General features: G+C 40.5%; 16 protein-coding genes. 11 read left to right on the top strand and 5 right to left on the bottom strand.

What is annotated here, in order from left to right; translation table 11 throughout:
- Positions 1 to 61: 61 nt before the first annotated feature.
- Positions 62 to 469: a methylmalonyl-CoA epimerase gene (gene mce, locus M3P19_RS09290; protein ID WP_249657390.1), complete on the bottom strand. Its 408-nt coding sequence runs from the start codon at positions 467 to 469 to the stop codon at positions 62 to 64.
- Positions 470 to 572: 103 nt separating this feature from the next.
- Here mce and rbfA point away from each other — a divergent pair, with 103 nt between their 5' ends.
- Both rbfA and M3P19_RS09300 read left to right on the top strand, forming a co-directional pair.
- Positions 573 to 965 carry a 30S ribosome-binding factor RbfA gene (gene rbfA / locus M3P19_RS09295; RefSeq protein WP_249657391.1) on the top strand — a complete coding sequence of 131 codons (393 nt, stop codon included), beginning with the start codon at positions 573 to 575 and terminating at the stop codon, positions 963 to 965.
- A gap of 2 nt (positions 966 to 967) precedes the next feature.
- Entirely contained in the window at positions 968 to 2,176 is a 1,209-nt protein-coding gene (locus tag M3P19_RS09300; RefSeq protein WP_249657392.1) for an ABC transporter permease, read from the top strand.
- On the opposite strand, the gene dusB is transcribed toward M3P19_RS09300, so the two are convergent.
- A complete protein-coding gene (gene dusB / locus M3P19_RS09305; protein ID WP_249657393.1) occupies positions 2,173 to 3,165 on the bottom strand; it encodes a tRNA dihydrouridine synthase DusB in 993 nt (330 codons plus the stop codon). The genes M3P19_RS09300 and dusB overlap by 4 nt on opposite strands.
- 51 nt (positions 3,166 to 3,216) lie before the next feature.
- Positions 3,217 to 5,634 carry an outer membrane beta-barrel family protein gene (locus M3P19_RS09310; RefSeq protein WP_249657394.1) on the bottom strand — a complete coding sequence of 806 codons (2,418 nt, stop codon included), beginning with the start codon at positions 5,632 to 5,634 and terminating at the stop codon, positions 3,217 to 3,219.
- 154 nt (positions 5,635 to 5,788) lie between these two features.
- On the opposite strand from M3P19_RS09310, the gene lepA reads away from it, so the two are divergent.
- Entirely contained in the window at positions 5,789 to 7,585 is a 1,797-nt protein-coding gene (lepA, locus tag M3P19_RS09315; protein WP_249657395.1) for a translation elongation factor 4, read from the top strand.
- Here lepA and M3P19_RS09320 read toward each other — a convergent pair.
- Together M3P19_RS09320 and M3P19_RS09325 are read right to left on the bottom strand one after the other, a co-directional pair.
- Positions 7,582 to 7,905, bottom strand: coding sequence for a hypothetical protein (locus M3P19_RS09320; protein WP_249657396.1), 324 nt, complete (start codon positions 7,903 to 7,905; stop codon positions 7,582 to 7,584). The two genes, lepA and M3P19_RS09320, sit on opposite strands and share 4 nt — an antisense overlap.
- 117 nt (positions 7,906 to 8,022) lie before the next feature.
- Positions 8,023 to 9,846 carry a cation:proton antiporter gene (locus M3P19_RS09325; protein WP_249657397.1) on the bottom strand — a complete coding sequence of 608 codons (1,824 nt, stop codon included), beginning with the start codon at positions 9,844 to 9,846 and terminating at the stop codon, positions 8,023 to 8,025.
- A gap of 256 nt (positions 9,847 to 10,102) precedes the next feature.
- On the opposite strand from M3P19_RS09325, the gene M3P19_RS09330 reads away from it, so the two are divergent.
- The 8 genes from M3P19_RS09330 to M3P19_RS09365 all read left to right on the top strand — a co-directional run bounded on the left by M3P19_RS09330 (position 10,103) and on the right by M3P19_RS09365 (position 18,755).
- Entirely contained in the window at positions 10,103 to 10,969 is an 867-nt protein-coding gene (locus M3P19_RS09330) for an MBL fold metallo-hydrolase (RefSeq protein WP_249657398.1), read from the top strand.
- 29 nt (positions 10,970 to 10,998) lie between these two features.
- Positions 10,999 to 12,648 carry a S8 family peptidase gene (locus tag M3P19_RS09335; RefSeq protein ID WP_249657399.1) on the top strand — a complete coding sequence of 550 codons (1,650 nt, stop codon included), beginning with the start codon at positions 10,999 to 11,001 and terminating at the stop codon, positions 12,646 to 12,648.
- 3 nt (positions 12,649 to 12,651) lie between these two features.
- The gene (locus M3P19_RS09340; protein ID WP_249657400.1) at positions 12,652 to 14,496 is read left to right on the top strand and encodes a M1 family metallopeptidase; all 1,845 of its coding nucleotides are present in this window, start codon (positions 12,652 to 12,654) and stop codon (positions 14,494 to 14,496) included.
- A gap of 59 nt (positions 14,497 to 14,555) precedes the next feature.
- On the top strand, positions 14,556 to 14,942 hold the full coding sequence (locus M3P19_RS09345) for a ribonuclease P protein component (protein WP_249657401.1): 387 nt from the start codon (positions 14,556 to 14,558) through the stop codon (positions 14,940 to 14,942).
- On the top strand, positions 14,923 to 16,548 hold the full coding sequence (locus tag M3P19_RS09350) for a S41 family peptidase (protein WP_249657402.1): 1,626 nt from the start codon (positions 14,923 to 14,925) through the stop codon (positions 16,546 to 16,548). The genes M3P19_RS09345 and M3P19_RS09350 overlap by 20 nt, the downstream gene beginning before the upstream one ends.
- Positions 16,549 to 16,557: 9 nt before the next feature.
- On the top strand, positions 16,558 to 17,739 hold the full coding sequence (locus tag M3P19_RS09355) for a hypothetical protein (RefSeq protein ID WP_249657403.1): 1,182 nt from the start codon (positions 16,558 to 16,560) through the stop codon (positions 17,737 to 17,739).
- A gap of 39 nt (positions 17,740 to 17,778) precedes the next feature.
- Entirely contained in the window at positions 17,779 to 18,117 is a 339-nt protein-coding gene (locus M3P19_RS09360) for a 7(1) septoil knot domain-containing protein (protein ID WP_249657404.1), read from the top strand.
- Between the two features lie 92 nt (positions 18,118 to 18,209).
- A complete protein-coding gene (locus M3P19_RS09365) occupies positions 18,210 to 18,755 on the top strand; it encodes a DUF7010 family protein (RefSeq protein ID WP_249657405.1) in 546 nt (181 codons plus the stop codon).
- The last annotated feature ends 51 nt before the right edge of the window (positions 18,756 to 18,806 follow it).

Raw genomic sequence — 18,806 nt, forward strand, 5'->3', positions numbered from 1 at the left:
CGCAAAAATTGCGGATGCAATATTAGCATTTATTTTGCTTTACCGCAAGGTTTTAACGCTGCTAAACCCCTTTTATTTCTTGGCATAGCTCTACTAATACCCCGTTTGTCCCTTTCGGATGCAAAAAAGCAACCAACTTATTGTCCGCGCCTTTTTTTGGAACTTCATTCAATATTTTAAAGCCTTCTTCCTTTAATCTTGCCAATTCTGAGACAATGTCTTCAACGGCAAAGGCTATATGATGGATCCCCTCTCCCTTCTTTGCCAAATACTTGGCAATTGGGCTATCAGGATTGGTAGCCTCAAGCAATTCCACCTTATTTGGTCCCGATTTAAAAAAAGATGTGCGAACACCTTCCGATTCCACCTCTTCCATTTTATAGGGTTCCACGCCCATTAATTTGGTAAACAGGGCATTGGAATCGGCTATGCTATTAACGGCAATTCCTATATGTTCAATTTTATCCATAAATCAATTATTTAACTAAAAACACTTATGTAATAGTTCAAAATTACGCACAGTAATCCTTTCATCTCATGAGGTTCGTCATTTATTCCGTTATTTTGCACTTATGGAAACACAAAGGCAGAAAAAAATTGCAGGAATCATACAAAAGGATATTGCTGATATCTTGCAAAGGGCGGCTACTGATGGAGGATTGAAAGGTACCTTGATTTCCGTTTCAAAAGTTTATATCACTACGGATTTATCCATTGCAAAGGTTTACATCAGTGTATTCCCGAATAACAAAGCAAAAGAATTACTGGACGGTATCAATTCCAACCAATCGTTGATCAAGCATGCATTGGCACAACGCACCAAAAACCAGTTGCGTAGGGTTCCGGAACTTAGCTTTTACCACGATGATTCCTTGGAGTATATCGATAAGATAGAAAAGTCATTAAAGGGTGAAGAAAACCCTATTGAAAACAGGGATTTATTAGCCAAACGTAAGAAGTCCTGATTTTGAATTTTCCGCTTTATATCGCTAAACGTTATTTGCGCTCCAAAAGCAGTCAGAATGCGGTAAACATTATCAATTTTATCACCTTTTTGGTCATTGTGATTGGGTCTGCGGCACTATTTGTGGTGCTTTCCGCCTTTGCTGGACTAAAAACATTCAGCCTTTCATTCACCAATACTTTTGACCCTGATTTAAAAGCCTTACCAGCTATTGGGAAACATTTTTCCATTACTCCTGAAGAGGAAATGGAACTGAAGAAAATAGATGGCCTGGCCAATTATTCCAAAGAATTGGAAGAGCGAGCATACCTTACGTTTCGAGAAAAAAGCTGTATTGCTTATATCAAAGGAATTGATGGAAATTACAGAAGTGTCACCGGGGTAGATAGCACCTTATATTTTGGCAATTGGGGCGTCATGGAATATAATGGTGTTGTTGGGATTGGCATCTATAACTTGCTAGGCGTGCCGCTGGACAATTATCAAAACCCGATGACTTTGTTGGTGCCCAAAGCAGGAAAAGGGTCGATAACACCTCAAGGTTTAACCGCCAAACCGTACAATCAAATTCCAATTTATGTGAGTGGCGTTTATGCTGTTGAAGAAAATCTGGACAAAAAATATGTGTTTGCACAATTACCCTTGGTACAGTCCTTACTGGAAAAGGACAGCACACAAATATCTGGCGTGAATTTTAAACTGGATGGACAGGTTCCCTCAATTGATGTGCAAAACCAAATTCGAGATGTTTTAGGTGATAAGGTATTGGTGTTGAATCGGCAAGAACAGAACAGTACCCTTTATCGTATGTTGAATACAGAGAATTTGGCGACCTATTTGATTTTTACATTGGTGTTGATTATCGCATTGTTCAATGTGGTTGGTGCTATAATCATGATGATTTTGGATAAGCAACAAAATTCCAAAACCTTGTTTAGCCTTGGTGCTACCATTCCCGAATTACGACGGATATATTTTACCCAAGGTTTATTGGTTACCGCTCTCGGTGGATTAATTGGAGTGCTTATTGGCTCACTCCTAATTGGCTCACAATTGGCATTTGGTTGGCTCAAGATTACCCCTTCCTTGGCATACCCAGTAGAATTTAACATCATGAATGTCTTGGTAGTATTGGCAACAATTGTGGTTCTTGGGTTTATCTCCTCGAAAATTGCCAGCAGCAGAATCAATAAAAGACTGGTAACCGCCTAAACAAACTGAAAATCACCAAATTTTTCCAAGACCTCATCAAAGGCCGCAAAAACATCTGCGGATTCGTCACTTGTGACCATTTTCATGCGGTATTCCTTAAAGTGGGGAATCCCCTTAAAGTAATTGGTATAATGTCTACGCGTTTCAAAAACACCAAGTTTTTCCCCCTTCCAATCAATGGACATTTGTAGGTGCTTCCTTGCGGCATCCACCCTTTCTTCCATCGTTGGAGGCGCTAAATGTGTTCCTGTTTCAAAGTAGTGTTTTACCTGTTTGAAGAACCAAGGATTCCCAATACTTGCTCGTCCTATCATAGCACCATCAAGTCCAAAGTCATCACGCATTCGCACCGCTGCCTCCGGGGTGTCAACGTCTCCATTGCCAAAAACCGGAATATGCATTCTCTGGTTGTTTTTAACAGCTGCTATTGGTTTCCAGTCGGCATTGCCTTTGTACATCTGAACACGAGTTCTTCCGTGTATGGAAATAGCTTTGATGCCAACATCTTGAAGTCTTTCTGCTACTTCCACAATTTTTATGGTTTCGCTATCCCAGCCTAATCTGGTCTTAACAGTAACCGGCAAATGGGTTCTTTTTACGATTTCCTCCGTTAATTTTACCATTAACGGGATATCCCGCAATATGCCGGCCCCTGCATTTTTACTCACTACTTTCTTAACAGGACATCCAAAGTTAATGTCAATGATATCTGGGTTGGATTTTTCCACAATATCAATTGCCTGTAGCATAGAATCCAATTCCGCCCCAAAAATCTGGATGCCCACAGGACGCTCTTTTTCATAGATGTCCAATTTGATCACACTTTTGGCCGCATCTCGAATAAGTCCTTCAGACGAAATGAACTCGGTATATACCACATCTGCGCCTTGTTCTTTGCACAATGCACGAAAAGGCGGGTCACTTACATCCTCCATTGGAGCTAGAAGTAGCGGGAATTCAGGAAGTTGTATGTTTCCAATATTTGGCAAATCCTTCAATTTTTGGTCTGCAAAAATACAAAATAACCGAAAATCGATGCTTTACTCTTCTTCGAGACGATCACGTTCCTTTTTCTCGATGGCACGTTCATTGTCCTGAAGCTTGAAGTTTCCAAAATTATAGGTAAAGCCAACACGTATAAATTGTGTCTCTTTTCTAAGGCGATAATGGTTGTCTTGATTTAAATAACGCGACGTATAGGTTGGGTTATAACGCTCCAATAAATCCTCAGCCGCAATTGAAACAACTGCTCGATTATCCCAAAGCGATTTGCGAAGTCCAAGAGTAAGGTTCAGCTGATCGTCTGAAATATAGGAGCCAAATAAAAACTTATTGAAATAGGTCATGGTCACCTCACCGGTCAGCGAACCGTCACCAGATAAGGTAAGGTAATTGGCTAAATAGCCGTAAACTCCGTCAACCTCTGCCGTATAGGGTATATTGTTGCTTTCTACAGCCAAAAACGTCTCTTCTTCATGGAAAAGGGAAGTATACGCATATAAAAACCAGAAGGGCATCACGCTTTTACTTACCGTGAAATCCAAGCCGTACGACTTACTTTCCAATACATTCTGTTGCAGGTCCACCAAGGTTTGATTCTCGTTATCTTGGAACACCAAGCCAGCAATGTTCATCCCATTATCACGATAATAGAAATCGATGAAAAACTCGCTATTGATGGTATAGTTGAAATTGAAATTGTTACCAAAACTCGGCATTAATCTAGGGTTCCCTTCTACAAAATCATTTTCATTGAAAAACCGTCGGAAGGGATTTAAATCATTGTAACGTGGCCGTTGTACATTCCGCCCATAATCAAAAGCAAAGCTATGCTTGTCCGAAGGAGAATAGAGTAAATAAACAGAAGGAAACAATTCAAAAAAGTTCTGTTCTATGGTCTCATTTAAGGTCAATGAGTTTCCCACGGCGTCTGTAAGTTCGCCCCGAACGCCTAATTTCATAGACCATTTGTCCCAGTTTTTAACCAAGCTCATATACCCCGCGTAGACCTTTTCATCATAAGCATATTCATCGGACAAAGCGGGTGTAATCGTATCATCAGAACCGGTAAAATTATTAAATACAATAGCGCTTTCTGAGTCTATTGAAGATACTTTCAACCCGGATTCAAACGAAGTGTTTCCCAAGGTTGTGGCATAATCCATTTGTCCTGTGAAAATTTTAATATCCTGCCTGGAATCCGTATCAAATCCAAAGTTTCGTATAAAATTTCCAGCTCCATCAAAATAGTTGGAATTAAGGTCTTGAAAAGATTCAGAACTGAAATTCGTATAATGCCCATTCATTGAAAGTCGAGCTCCCGGCTTTTTCAACTTGTGCACATATGAAAGGTCAAAGGCAAGATTGGTATTGTCCAAGACTTCATCATTCTGGGTGACAAACGTGGAGTCCAGCTGGAACTGGGAATTCCTTATTTCTGCGTCCAATCTTGTTCCACGATTCACATTGGGATTAAAAAGCATATTGGAAGTGAAATTGATGCTATTTCGATCATCCAAGTCATAGTCAAGTATGACGCTAGCATTTTGAGCTTGTGATTCAACAACCTGATTATAATCACTGCTCCATCGCGAAAAAATGGAATTGGTGTCATCCATAAAGTTGACCCCTTTGTCCGTTTTGCGAATCTCCTTTTCGGGATTGATGGAATAATTCGCGAATAAACTGAGCTTGTCCGTTTTAAAATAATGACTTGTTCCAAAACTATATTTTGCAAAAACCGCCTGTGTATAACTGCCATTGAAGCTTCCTTTATACCCAGGTACTATGTTTTTTGACGTGACAATATTCAGAATGGGACCGCCTTCAGCATCATACCGCGCCGGAGGATTAGCAATAACTTCAACCGATTTGATATTGGTTCCTGATAAGCCCTCCAATAAATCCTGCACTTCTTGTCCTGATAGCTGGACCTTGCGATCATTAAGATAAACCGTGGCGTTCTGCCCTTTGATCTGTAAATCTGATTGGTTGACAATGACACCGGGGGTGTTTCTTAAAATGTCCCACGAACTCCCCTGCGATATAACGGTGTTTTCAACTGAAAAGACCAGTCTGTCTGGTAGTCTTTGGACTGTTGGTCTTCGTGCCGTAACCACTACTTCATCCAAATTATTGGCTTCTAAAGGAATTATCAATGCGCCCAATGAAACATCTCCCAAAATATCCAATGCTCGCGGTTCAGAACCGCGACCAACATAGCTGGCCTGCAAAAGATATAGGTCCGCTTCAACATCGTCTAACAAAAACTGCCCAAGTTCATCCGCTGAGGTTCCCATAACAAATGTGGAATCCATAGCCTGCAATAAAAGAATATTGGCAAATGGGATGGTATTATTTTGTTGATCTACAACCTTTCCGGTAATCTTAAAGGTTTGTCCATACAAGCCTGTAAAGGTCAATAGCGCCAATAAAACAATAGTGGCAAAGTGTCTCATTTAGTCTTGGGGTTGGATATCAAATCTAAGAAAATATTTTAGAGCGTCCGGTTGGAAGAGATCGTCATATTTATAAAAAAGAATGAGCTAGGTAGCTAAAAGAGCTATATTTGCAGATGCTTTAACGCCCCAGATTTTACAGGCAGTTGTTGATATGGAGAAGATTAGAAATTTTTGCATCATTGCGCATATAGACCACGGTAAAAGTACCTTGGCGGATCGTTTATTGGACTTTACGGGTTCTGTTACAGATCGTGAAAAACAGGATCAACTATTGGACAATATGGATTTGGAACGGGAACGTGGTATTACCATTAAAAGTCACGCCATTCAAATGGAATATGTCCATGAAGGTGAGACCTATGTCCTAAATTTGATTGATACTCCCGGACACGTGGACTTTTCATATGAAGTATCACGGTCAATTGCGGCTTGTGAGGGCGCACTATTGGTCGTAGATGCAGCGCAAAGCATCCAGGCCCAAACCATTTCGAACCTTTATTTGGCCTTGGAAAACGATTTGGAAATCATACCTGTGCTCAACAAGGTGGATTTACCAAGCGCCAATCCAGAAGAAGTCACCGATGATATTGTGGATCTATTGGGTTGTGCTCCAGAAGAAGTAATTCCAGCAAGTGCAAAAACCGGAATAGGTATTGAAGACATATTGACAGCAATTATAGAGCGTATTCCAGCTCCCGAAGGGAACCCTAAGGAGCCATTGCAAGCCTTGGTTTTTGATTCCGTGTATAATCCGTTCAGAGGTGTAGAAACCTATTTTAGGGTTATCAATGGTGAAATCAGAAAAGGCCAAAAAATCAAATTCGTCGCTACCAACAAGGATTATTTCGCTGATGAAATAGGGACCCTAAAACTTACCCAACATCCTAAGCCCGTAATCTCTTCTGGAGACGTAGGATACTTGATTACAGGAATAAAAGATGCTCGCGAAGTCAAAGTTGGGGACACGATAACAGATGCCAGTTCGCCCACCCAAAATGCCATTGAAGGTTTTGAAGATGTGAAACCCATGGTATTTGCAGGTATTTATCCAGTTGACACGGAAGATTTTGAAGAACTGCGTTCCTCCATGGAGAAATTGCAGCTGAATGATGCTTCTCTTGTTTTTACTCCGGAAAGTAGTGCCGCTCTAGGTTTTGGGTTCCGATGTGGGTTCTTGGGAATGCTTCACATGGAAATCATCCAAGAACGCTTGGAACGTGAGTTCAATATGACGGTGATTACCACGGTGCCTAACGTTAGCTATCACGCCTTTACCACAAAAGAAAAGGAAAAGGTGGTCATCGTAAACAATCCATCTGACCTTCCTGACCCCTCTACCCTGGATCGCGTGGAAGAACCCTATATCAAGGCAACCATTATCACTAAATCGGATTTTGTGGGTAACGTGATGTCTTTGTGTATTGATAAGAGGGGACAAATAACCAATCAGACCTATTTAACCACGGAGCGCGTAGAACTTACTTTCGATATGCCTTTGGCGGAAATCGTTTTTGATTTTTACGACCGATTGAAAACCGTTTCAAAAGGTTATGCCTCTTTCGATTATACCCCAATAGGTATGCGAACCTCCAAATTGGTCCGTGTCGATATCCTTTTAAATGCTCAGCCAGTGGACGCTTTATCCGCATTGGTCCATTTTGATAATTCCCATACCATTGGAAAAAAGATGTGTGAAAAACTGAAGGAACTTATTCCAAGACAGCAGTTTGACATTCCAATTCAAGCCGCAATTGGTTCGAAAATTATTTCCAGGGAGACCATTAAAGCTTTGCGTAAAGATGTAACGGCCAAATGTTATGGTGGTGATATTTCGCGTAAGCGAAAATTGTTGGAAAAGCAGAAAAAAGGGAAGAAACGAATGCGTCAGGTTGGAAACGTGGAGATTCCACAACAAGCATTTATGGCGGTTCTTAAGCTGAATGATTAATTGGTTTTGCTGTCAAAATCCAGCACATCCAACTGACATCCAATTTCGACAAATTTTTTGGCTGTGTTTCCTTCTAAATCTTCAGTGGTCAGGGAATATATGTCATTTCCATGGCTTAGCTCATACGTTCCATTTTGAAAATCACAGAGCTCCAATTGCTTCCCATCTTTAGCCACACAAGAGTAACATTCAGACGTTTTTATAACCTCTGGTAGTTGCGCTTCCTCTTCCAATAACTGGTTCGTTCTAATGGCATCGATAGAGCAGCCTACACAAATGATAATGACCCAAACAAACAATAATTGATTGAAATTTTGCATTGCACATAGCTTTGGATTGCCCAAATTATGAACAGACATTTCATGTCCTATCGTGAATTGACGAATGCCCTATTTCAATTGATGGATGGAAAAATGTGGCTTCTAAAGAAAGAAAAATTAAGCGCTGAGTGTCTTGCCCATATAGACCAATTTATAGCCTTCTTGGGATGGGGTAAAATCTTTGCTGTCGGCCGGAATTATGTCAATATTCCCTCCTGGAGCCTTTGTGAAGACCGGAATTATGTCGCTGTCCTCATTAATAAGGTCAATTAGCTGATCGTAATGTGCCTTGTCTTTAAGTGCAATTTCTTGTATGGCAGGATACTTACGGACCACCTCCATAAGTTTGATAAAATCATCCGTATGCGAGAACAACCCTTGCTTGGGTTTGTTGTCCGGGTTATTCATTTCATCAGGGTTGACCAATCTAAAAGCGCCATTTTCCCCGAATTGCTTTTCAAATTTCTTAATAGCAAACTCATTAATATCTGAATTTCCCGTTAATGCCAACAAAAAGCCCATATCATTCAATTCAATATTATCTGTAAGCGTGTCAGAAAATATGTTTGCTGTCATGGCTTCCAGCCCCAAACGTTGTGCTTTCTCAATATTACTTTGGTTATTGTCAATTAGTACCACATGCCTGTTGTTGTTTTTGAGATAGTTGGCTATAACCCGTGATAACTTGGAAGCACCAATAATCAATACTCCTTCAGATTTGGTCAAGAACACGCCAACGATCTTGGCAACAAAACGGGCGGTGGTTGCATTCAACAAAACCGTACCCAATACAATCATAAAAACCAAAGGTGTAATATATTCGGCCCCTGGTTCGCCTTTCAATAATAATTTGGAACCAAAGAGCGAAGCAATACCAGCAGCCACAATACCACGGGGTCCCACCCAACCAATGAACAATTTCTCATTCAATTTTAAGTCGGAGCCCATAGAACTTAGGAATACCCCAAGAGGACGTATCACAAAAACAACCACAGCAAACAAGATTGCGGTGTTCCAGTTGAAAATCAACTGCATATCACTAATATTGATATTGGCCGCAAGGAGAATAAATAAGATTGATATCAGCAAAACACTTAATGACTCTTTGAAATACAACAACTCCTTGATGTTCGGAAGATTCATATTCCCCAATACCATTCCCATAACCACAACGGCCAATAGGCCCGATTCATGGGCAAACAAATCCGATTCCACAAATACTAAAAGAACAACTGAAAGTGATACCACGTTCAAAAGATAATGGGGTACCAGGTTCTTTTTAATGGCAAAACCAAGTGCATGCGCAAAGGTGAAGCCAAAAGTGGTGCCGAAAAGCAGAATCTTTCCAAACTCAACCAAGGCGGTTTTGGTAAAAGCCTGTCCTTCACCCACACTGATAAACTCAAATACCAATACGGCAACCAAAGCGCCAATTGGGTCAATTAATATCCCTTCCCATTTAAGAATTGCAGAAATATCTTTTTTTAAGGGAATATTTCTAAGAATGGGTGTAATTACCGTAGGCCCCGTAACGATTATCAAAGCAGAAAACAGGAAGGATATCTGCCATGTTAGCCCAAAAATATAATGAGCGGCAACCCCTGCACCAAAAAAGGTAACAACCGTTCCTACCGTAATCAATTTGGTGATTACCGGCCCAACATTCTTGATTTCAGCCCGTTTCAAGGTCAGTCCACCTTCAAAAAGTATAACGCTGATTGCCAGCGAGACAAAATAATAAAGGCCATCTCCAGGAAATAGGCCCTTCTCCCCATTCCAAATAGGCTCAATCAATTTACTGCCATCCTCAGTATACAATGTGGCAATCGGCCCTACCAATAATCCAATAAGAATCAATGGTAAAATTGCTGGAAGCTTAAAGCGCCAAGCTACCCATTGCGCAATGATTCCTAAGATGATTATGCCAGCAAGTTCGAGCATGAAATAGTTTTTTTGAAAAATAACGCTTTTCTTTTAGAAAGCGGTCATTCTTTTAAACTTGTACAGATCTTTGTTTCAAGGATGGTTATATCACAGTGTGCGATAAAAATCAACGGCAGTTCTAACAGCAAGTAGCCTAAGGTTAAGGATTCAATTGGCCAGTGTCCGATTTTTGTTAAAATAGGGCTAATAAACCTATGTTTTATAATCAATTAAGGGGCGCTTTTCTTATTTTGCACGTCATTTGCTTTTCTGAATGACAATATATCCCATTGAGACAGGAAATTTTAAATTGGATGGCGGCGCAATGTTTGGTGTTGTGCCCAAGTCCATTTGGACCAGGACCAATCCTGCGGATAACAACAATATGATTGATTTAGCCGCTCGCTGCTTACTAATTGAAGAGGGTAAAAGGCTTATATTGATTGATAATGGTTTGGGCAACAAACAGTCCGAAAAATTTTTTAGCTACTACTACAGATGGGGCAATCATAGTTTGGATAAATCCTTGGCGGCTTTGGGGTTCCATCGTGATGATATAACGGATGTCTTTTTGACCCATCTGCACTTTGACCATTGTGGTGGTAGTATCCAATGGAACAAGGACAAAACCGGGTACGAACCGGCATTTAAAAATGCGAAATTCTGGTCCAATGCAGAACATTGGCAATGGGCCACCAATCCCAATGCAAGAGAGAAAGCATCATTTTTGAAGGAGAATCTGCTTCCAATGGAAGAAAGTGGTCATCTTTATTTTATTGATCGTATTGGGGGTGCTTTTCAAAACACCTCTGAAGTAGGTTTTGGAGTCTTGTTTGCAGATGGCCATACAGAAAAACAGATGTTGCCGCATATCAACTATAAAGGAAAAACAGTTGTATTTACTGCTGATTTGATTCCAACGGTCGGACATATTCCCTTGCCCTACGTCATGGGTTATGATACCCGGCCACTGCTTACATTGGGAGAAAAATCCAGTTTCGTAGAAACCGTAGCTGAAAAAGACTACCTTCTTTTCTTTGAACACGATGCACATAATCAGCTCTGCACTCTAAAAAAGACAGAAAAAGGAGTGCGATTGGACCAGACCTTTACTTTTGACGAGGTATTCAATTCGCACTAAAGTTTTACATTAGAAAAAAATCTCAATTTATGAATCGCAGTTATTTCAAAATTTCTTTCACGCTAGCTTCTGCTACCATATTCCTGATGGGATGCGGTGCTACTACTCTGGTTTCTACCCCAGTTGAAAACATTGATACCGTCCCACTGAAAGTTTCCGAACTCTCGGAATCCCAAAAACAGACTTGGGGCCATGCAGACCTTATTGCGGATACAATTCCTGGAATGAGTGTGGAAAAGGCGTATCGCGAAATCATAAAAAACAAAAGTGGGAAGACCGTCATTGTTGCGGTTGTGGATTCAGGTATTGATATTGAACATGAGGACTTGGATGGTGTACTTTGGACCAATAAGGGCGAACGTCCCAATAATGGTCGTGATGATGACGGTAATGGTTATGTAGATGATATCCACGGCTATAACTTCTTGGGTGAAGCCTACAACGAGCAATTGGAGTACGTAAGAATGCTTCGATTGGGTATCGGTGATGCTTCTGTAAGGGCAAAAGCACGTTTAAAACTGGATGAAGAATACCCAAAAGCCCTTCAAAACAAGCAGCAATACGAGCAAATTGTACAAGTAGTAAAATATGCAGATGATGCCGTAAAAAAGGAATTGGGGAAGAGTAATTATTCCAAAAAAGAACTACTTTCCATTGAGCCAAAATCGGAGGAAATGAAGCAAAATATTGCTGTCTTGACTCAGATGTTCACCTACGGTGAAACCATTCCTGAAGTATTGGAAGAACTCAATGAAGGAATTACCTACTTCACAGATCAGGTTAATTACAATCTTAATAAGGATTTTAATGGTCGACAGACTGTTGGTGATGATCCCTATAATTTTTCCGATAAGTCCTATGGAAATGGTAATCCAAAAAACCGCGTTGATACTGAAAGCCATGGCACCCATGTTGCCGGTATTATCGCTGCCGAAAGAAACAACGGGAAAGGGGTAAACGGTGTTGCCAAGAATGTTCAACTCATGAGTCTTAGGGCCGTACCTAATGGGGATGAATACGATAAGGATATTGCCATGGCGATTCGCTATGCTGTTGATAACGGCGCGAAAATCATCAACTGTAGCTTTGGAAAATCATATTCGCCGAATGCGCAGTGGGTCTATGATGCTATAAAATATGCGGCATCAAAGGATGTATTGATTGTCCATGCGGCAGGAAATGATGGGCATGATTTAGACAACCCGGAAAATGCTAATTATCCTAACGATCATAAATTTGGTTCCATGGAAATTGCTGACAATCTGATTACAGTTGGAGCACTGGCAAGTAGCTATGGTTCCAAAATGGTGGCCACATTCTCAAATTATGGCAAACAAAACGTTGATGTTTTTGCACCTGGAGCTGAAATCTACTCCACACTACCAAACAATAAATATGATTTTATGGGTGGTACCTCCATGGCCGCCCCAGCCGTTGCTGGCGTAGCGGCATTAATTCGTTCTTATTATCCAAAACTGACAGCTGCGCAGGTAAAACAAGTCCTTATTCAATCCGGATTAAGCTCCAAAGCTTCAATAGTTGTTCCTGGAGATGCTGCCAATGCTTCAACATTCGATAAAATTTCCAAATCAGGAAAAATGGTTAATGCCTATAATGCGCTCCTTTTGGCTGCAAATATTTCCAAAGGAAAAGCAACGTTAACCGCCAATACAAAATAGAAAATGAAGAAAATCCAAGTACTTATAATTTCGGTTTTTAGCGGAATTTTATCCCTGTCTGCCCAAAACACCTCTTATTGGCAGCAAGAAGTAGATTACACCATGGATGTTACCATGGATGTTGAGACCTACCAGTATACTGGCACTCAAAAATTGATCTATACCAACAACTCCCCTGACGTCTTAGACCGCGTGTATTACCATCTTTTCTTTAATGCTTTTCAGCCCGGAAGTCAGATGGATGCGCGCCTACAAAGCATCAAAGATCCTGATGGAAGAATGATGGAGGAAGGTAAAAGTAGGATAGCGGCTTTGTCCGAAGAGCAAATGGGCTATTTGCACGTAAAAACCCTTACACAAGATGGAAATCCTGTCACATTCAATGAGGAAGGTACCATTTTGGTGGTTGATTTGGCCAATCCTATTCCTTCTGGTGGGAAAACCACATTGGATATGCAATTCGCGGGTCAAGTACCTTTACAGATAAGAAGATCTGGAAGAAATAGCAAGGAAGGTGTTGCGCTTTCAATGAGTCAATGGTATCCTAAATTATCCGAATACGATTTTGAAGGTTGGCATGCCAACCCATACATTGCGAGAGAATTTCACGGTGTATGGGGCAACTATGATGTTAAGTTGACTTTGGATAAAGACTATGTTGTGGGCGGTACGGGGTATCTCCAAAACCCTCAGGAAGTAGGGCACGGTTATGAAACACCTGGAACCAAAGTAAAAACCAAAGGCAAAACTTTGACTTGGCATTTTAAAGCACCGCAAGTGCACGATTTCATGTGGGGTGCAGATCCAGAGTATGTCCATGATATTCTAAAAATGGAAGATGGACCCACATTACATTTCTATTATAAAAATGATCCGGAAATCATTGATAACTGGAAAAAGCTACAGCCAAAAACGGCAGATGCCATGCGTTTTTTCAGTAAAAATATTGGCAAATATCCTTATGAGCAGTACTCTGTGGTACATGGCGGTGATGGTGGAATGGAATACGCCATGAGCACCTTGATTACTGGAAATCGTTCATTTGAAAGCCTTGTGGGCGTAATGGTTCATGAAATGGCGCATTCTTGGTTTCAACATGTGCTTGCCACAAATGAGTCTAAGCATGAATGGATGGATGAAGGATTTACAACCTTTATCAGTAGTTTATGTATGAACGAAATCATGGAGCAAGGAAAAGAAAATCCATTTGAAGGTTCTTATAAAGGTTATTATGCTTTGGTGAATTCTGGTCTTGAAAAACCACAAGCTACACATGCAGACCGATATGCTACCAATTTTGCTTATGGTATCGCGGCCTACAGCAAGGGTGCAATCTTTCTATCACAATTGGGCTATGTTATCGGTCAGGACAAGCTTATGGAAACCATCCGAAAGTACTTTGATGATTTCAAATTCAAGCATCCTGTACCCAATGATATAAAACGTACCGCTGAAAAATTCTCCGGAATGGAATTGGATTGGTATTTGGTAGATTGGACACAAACAACAAATACCATTGACTACGGGTTCAAAAATGTTGAGGCTGTAGGCAACAAAACCAAAATCACCTTGGAACGCATCGGCGATATGCCTATGCCGCTAGATATTTTGGTCGCCAATAAAGACGGGTCTCAAGAAACCTTTTATATTCCGTTGCAACTAATGCGGGGGGAAAAAGAAAACCCATATCCAAGCCTTCCAAGAACAGTGGTCAAAGATTGGGGATGGGCGCATCCTACGTATGAACTGATCATTGATAAGCCAATGGAAAGTATCCAAGCCATGGTTATTGATCCTTCGCAATTAATGGCAGATGTGGATGGCGAAAACAATGTTTATCAGCCCTAAAAACCAATTGATATCTACCTTTAGGTAGAAGAATTGTCCGTTTAGGGATACCATTTTTTATGAAAGCTACGCTTGGCAAAAACGAGAAGCTCAAGAGTAAAATACTTTTTGAGCAACTTTTTACAGCGGGTAAGTCCATTAATGCCTTCCCTGTAAAATTACTATATGCCAATTGCGAATTTGAACACGTCAATTTTAAGGTGGCTGTTGTAGCCCCTAAAAAAAAGTTCAAGAGCGCGATAAAACGAAATCGAATCAAGCGATTATTACGCGAGTCTTACAGACGCAACAAGTCCTTGCTTTTTAACAATGTTGAGGGAAACTTTGCGTTTCTATTTTTATACCTTGGCAATAAGATGCCAAGTGCAAATGAAGTGGACAATGCCGTAATTCAGCTATTGCAGGCTTTCATAAAAAAAGAATCCCATGAAAAAACCGAACAATAAACGTATTTGGATTCCTGTTTTGGCAGTTACCCTTCTTGTAACTACCTCCGGATTTAAAAGTGACTTTTTTGAGATTGCAAAGCAAATCGAAATCTTCACCACATTGTTCAAGGAGCTTAACATGAATTATGTGGATGAGACCAACCCTGCCGAATTAATGGATTCGGCCATAAAAAATATGTTGGAGGAGCTCGATCCATATACCCGGTTTTTAAATGAACAGGATGTTGAAGCCTATAAAATCAACAATGCGGGTGAATACTCGGGAATTGGTGCTCTAGTGCGTTCCTATGAAAGCAAGCTGCTTATTGTTGAACCCTATAAAGGTTATCCAGCAGATAATGCGGGCCTAAAAGCAGGAGATGAAATCATCAAAATAGGTGATATTAAGGTGTCTGATTTTGATGACAATGCCCGAGAACTGCTCAAAGGGGCCAATAACACATCCGTAGATGTCACATTTGTGAGACAAGGTGAGACCAAAACCGCAACCTTAAAAAGAGAAGGCGTTGAAGTAGATGCTGTGCCTTTTTATGAAATGATCGATGACAAAACAGGGTATATCGTCCTATCTAGATTCAACAGAAAAGCTTCCGGGCAAACCAAATCCGCCCTACAGGATTTAAAAGGAAAAGGTGCCGAACGATTGGTACTTGATCTACGGGGTAATCCTGGAGGTTTATTGTCAGAAGCTATCAATGTAACCAACCTTTTTGTACCTAAAGGCGAATTGATCGTTACCACAAAATCCAAGGTTAAAAAGTTCAATCAAGAATATAAAACCAAAAATCAGCCTGAAGATTTGGATATTCCATTGGTGATTTTGGTCGATGGCCATAGTGCTTCGGCAAGCGAAATTGTTTCAGGCGGATTACAGGACCTGGATCGTGCTGTCATCATGGGTGCCCGGAGTTTTGGCAAAGGACTGGTTCAACGTCCATTGAAATTAACCTATGGAACCCAATTAAAAGTCACTATTTCCCGTTACTATACCCCTTCCGGAAGATGTATTCAATCCTTGGATTATTGGAATAGGGACGAAGAAGGAAACGCGGTAAGAAATACAAATTTTAAAGAATTTACCACAAGAAATGGCCGTAAGGTCCAGGATGGCGGTGGGGTTATGCCCGATGTGGAAATCGCTTCAATAAAAACCAATAGTTTAATAGATGCACTAAACCAGCATAACATCATTTTTGATTTTGCCACGGACTTCTATTACGATCGTGATTTTGGTTCAGTACCTGAGTTTGCCTTTGAAGATTCCGACTTTCAAGCATTCAAGCAATATGCAAAAAGCCAGGATTTCTCTTTTCAATCTGAGTCCGAAACCTTACTTGAACAAACCATGAATTCCGAAGAGCATCTTTTGGGTGCTGAGGTGCAAGAGAAATACAAAGATTTACTACTCGCAATGAACAAGGGTAAAATAGCCGCTTTGGACACCTATAAACGAGAGATTCAAAAGAACTTGGAAGATGAGATCATTAAACGGTATTTTTATAGAGAAGGGTTGTATCAGTATTACTTGCAAGAAGATGAAGCAATTCAATCTGCAACCGTTTTGCTCAATGATTCATCAAAGTATAATGCGATTCTCAACTAAATCATGAGGATGCGTTCTTTTTTATGGGTGCTCTGCATTTTTGTCCTTCCAATGCAAGGGCAAAATCAATTGGAAATTGGAAAAGTAATTGATTCCATTCCAGTAAAGGATTCTCCCAATGAATATTTTGCGCTCTATCTGCCTACTACCTATTCCACAGAAAAGTCAAGTTCCATAATTTTTGTTTTTGAACCCGCCGCAAGAGGCGCAATTGGTGTGGGGCCATTTATCTCTAGCGCCGAAAAATATGGGCACATCGTTGTTTGTTCCAACAATTCAAGAAATGCACCATATGATCGGAATTTTGCCATCGCCAACAACTTGTTCGGCCATGTATTCGCTAATTTTTCCATTATAGATGGCGAAATTTATGCTGCGGGGCTCTCCGGTGGATCGCGATTGGCGGCGGCCGTAGCATCAATCACAGACAAATTTGCGGGTGTGGTTGGTTGTGGTGCAGGGTTTTCAGGTCTTAATGAGCACCAACCTTCTGCACAAGGTTATGCATATGTGGGCTTATGTGGTGATCGAGATATGAATTATAGGGAAATGGTAGAGAACAAATCCTACTTAAACCTCATCAAATACAATAATACACTAATCACCTTTGATGGGGAACATCGTTGGCCACCCGAAACGCAAATGCTGCGCGCTTTTGATTGGTTACATCTACAAAAGCTTAAAACGCAATCGCCGCTTCCAAAAGAGGAGCTACTGAAAGCGTACCAGCGGGATTATGAATTGCTTTCACAGTTCAGAACGAATAAACAGCTGTTATACGAAGCAGAACAATTGGAACGGATTATAAAGGATTATAAAGGCATGTTTCAATTGGACAGCTTATCACAACAGTATAAGGCCTTAGTAAAATCAAAGCCCTTGAAGCTAAAACTGGAGGCATTGGATAATGCGTTGGAACAAGAACGGAAATGGGTATCCAAATTTGACACACAACTACTAAAGGATTTAGCCAACCCAGAAAAGACCAATTGGAATTGGTGGAAAAAAGAATTGGAAAAGCTGGATAAATCGAAAGGAAAAGACGAACGAGAGCTAAAAAAAATGATTTATCGTATCCGTTTTGATTTATTCGTTCGTGTCTTTTCCAGAAAGAATGCTTTGATTCATGATCAATCGGATGCACAGTCCAATTGGATTGACACCCTTCTTGATTTGCTTAATCCAAGTTGATTGGCATGATTTTAGCTCGGTTGTTCAAAACTGAAAGCAATGAAATCCACGCTTTTTTTTACGCTAACTTTATTTTCCCTATCCCGAATGCAAGCACAAAAGATATTTGCCGTAGAACGGGGCTACCAAGCAGACATCAAGGTATTTGTGGCCGATCTTGATTATAAAGCTGATTTACTGGTACACAAGGTAGCTGCAGACTATCAGGCCAAAGGCAATGAGGGCCTATGGTTTTTTACAGATGCCGATTACCAGGCAGATGTAACGGTTTTTTTTACTGATCATGACTATCAAGCAGATTTGATAATACACTTTGTAGACCGGGATTACCAGGCAAAATGGAGAAATAAATCCAAATATCATCTACTTATTCCTTGACGCGCTTTAAGTTTTGGTTTTGTAAAGCGACATTGTATTCAATGAATGTGGTAATTTCATAATTGGAATACCAAACTAATTTTTATTGCATTATGGAAACCAATCAACCCTCTTTAGAGAATCAACGCGCCGATTTTTCTAATGGAAAATTCTTGGCAACACCTTTGTCAGGAGCCTTAATATGGGCGCTTGTAGGTATCGCTGCCTTGTTCCTACCTGTGAAGACTACGGTTTGGGTGTTGTTCATTGGTACGGGCTCTATTGTTTATTTGGCCATGTTCATATCCCGATATACAGGCGAAAATTTTATGGCTAAAAACAAGCAGAAAAATGAATTTGACACCCTATTTTTTTATACTGTAGGTCAAGCTGTAATGGTATATGCCATAGCAATTCCTTTCTTTTTGGTAGACTATACATCCTTGCCATTGACTGTTGGAATATTACTTGGGGGCATGTGGATTCCTTTTTCTTGGATTATCAAACACTGGGTTGGAATATTCCATGCGGTAAGTAGAACAGTCCTTGTTTTGGGCTTATGGTACGCCCTTCCAGAACATCGGTTTACGGCTATTCCCTTTGGCATTGTATTAATCTATATCATCACCTTGCTGATCTTACACAATAGGCAGAAATAAATTAACCTATATAGATTTTCATTCCTAAATCGAGAATACCAGACCGCCAAT

It is taken from the genome of Flagellimonas spongiicola (assembly GCF_023502425.1).
GTDB lineage: Bacteria > Bacteroidota > Bacteroidia > Flavobacteriales > Flavobacteriaceae > Flagellimonas > Flagellimonas spongiicola.

Excerpts from the sequence above, each read along its gene's own strand:
- mce (WP_249657390.1), bottom strand. The coding sequence starts at position 469 with ATGGATAAAATTGAACATATAGGAATTGCCGTTAATAGCATAGCCGAT.
- rbfA (WP_249657391.1), top strand. The coding sequence starts at position 573 with ATGGAAACACAAAGGCAGAAAAAAATTGCAGGAATCATACAAAAGGAT.
- M3P19_RS09310 (WP_249657394.1), bottom strand. The coding sequence starts at position 5,634 with ATGAGACACTTTGCCACTATTGTTTTATTGGCGCTATTGACCTTTACA.
- lepA (WP_249657395.1), top strand. The coding sequence starts at position 5,789 with ATGGAGAAGATTAGAAATTTTTGCATCATTGCGCATATAGACCACGGT.
- M3P19_RS09320 (WP_249657396.1), bottom strand. The coding sequence starts at position 7,905 with ATGCAAAATTTCAATCAATTATTGTTTGTTTGGGTCATTATCATTTGT.
- M3P19_RS09325 (WP_249657397.1), bottom strand. The coding sequence starts at position 9,846 with ATGCTCGAACTTGCTGGCATAATCATCTTAGGAATCATTGCGCAATGG.
- M3P19_RS09330 (WP_249657398.1), top strand. The coding sequence starts at position 10,103 with ATGACAATATATCCCATTGAGACAGGAAATTTTAAATTGGATGGCGGC.
- M3P19_RS09335 (WP_249657399.1), top strand. The coding sequence starts at position 10,999 with ATGAATCGCAGTTATTTCAAAATTTCTTTCACGCTAGCTTCTGCTACC.
- M3P19_RS09340 (WP_249657400.1), top strand. The coding sequence starts at position 12,652 with ATGAAGAAAATCCAAGTACTTATAATTTCGGTTTTTAGCGGAATTTTA.
- M3P19_RS09345 (WP_249657401.1), top strand. The coding sequence starts at position 14,556 with ATGAAAGCTACGCTTGGCAAAAACGAGAAGCTCAAGAGTAAAATACTT.
- M3P19_RS09350 (WP_249657402.1), top strand. The coding sequence starts at position 14,923 with ATGAAAAAACCGAACAATAAACGTATTTGGATTCCTGTTTTGGCAGTT.
- M3P19_RS09355 (WP_249657403.1), top strand. The coding sequence starts at position 16,558 with ATGCGTTCTTTTTTATGGGTGCTCTGCATTTTTGTCCTTCCAATGCAA.
- M3P19_RS09360 (WP_249657404.1), top strand. The coding sequence starts at position 17,779 with ATGAAATCCACGCTTTTTTTTACGCTAACTTTATTTTCCCTATCCCGA.
- M3P19_RS09365 (WP_249657405.1), top strand. The coding sequence starts at position 18,210 with ATGGAAACCAATCAACCCTCTTTAGAGAATCAACGCGCCGATTTTTCT.